Origin of the sequence: Acetivibrio ethanolgignens, assembly GCF_001461035.1 — a bacterium.
Taxonomy (GTDB): Bacteria; Bacillota; Clostridia; order Lachnospirales; family Lachnospiraceae; genus Velocimicrobium; species Velocimicrobium ethanolgignens.
Genome location: NZ_LNAM01000137.1, coordinates 1 through 606 on the forward strand (window position 1 = coordinate 1; position 606 = coordinate 606).

Annotated in this window: 1 pseudogene; it reads right to left on the reverse strand. The window is 42.4% G+C overall.

The features are described from left to right. Positions 1–606 (reverse strand): annotated as a pseudogene (locus ASU35_RS19695) (IS5/IS1182 family transposase); the annotation flags it as partial.

A 606-nucleotide genomic window follows, 5' to 3' on the forward strand; every position in this document is an offset into this window, starting at 1 on the left:
AACAGGTGCTTTGACCTTCCCTCTGACAATCGGTCGAAGCCATGGCTGCGAGATACTTACGATACGATGTTCCACTGAGTGTACTTTGTTATCATACATGTACTTCTGCTGTTCATACAGCGTGATGATAATCAGATACAAACTAATTTCTTTATCTATCATCGCATATCCGTCGCTCATGAACTTTTCCAGATATCCGATGTCTCTTGCGACGTAACCAAGCTGTTTGCGGAGTGCCTTCCTGATTTTCTTTGCACTATGTTTTTTGCTTTTTGCAAATGCCAGATAATCTTTTCTGGCACGTTTTCTATAACGTCGTGGCAGTGGTAGACTATAGGACTTGCAAAAACGGTAAATGATGGTTTCCAGTTTTTCCCTTGCTTCGTTCAAGAGTGAAATATCCTGGGGATAACGGACGTTTGCTGGTGCACAGGTCGCATCCAGTGTCAATGTTCCTTTGTTTGTGTCTTCTTTTAAAGCGTCATTATCATCGGAGTTCCCAGAAGATGGCGGTGTATTGTTGTCATCATCTTTGTGGGCAAGAAGATACTCATTTACTTCCATCAGCATTTCAGCAGAAATGCGTTTGCGAAAAAGGACCAGTGT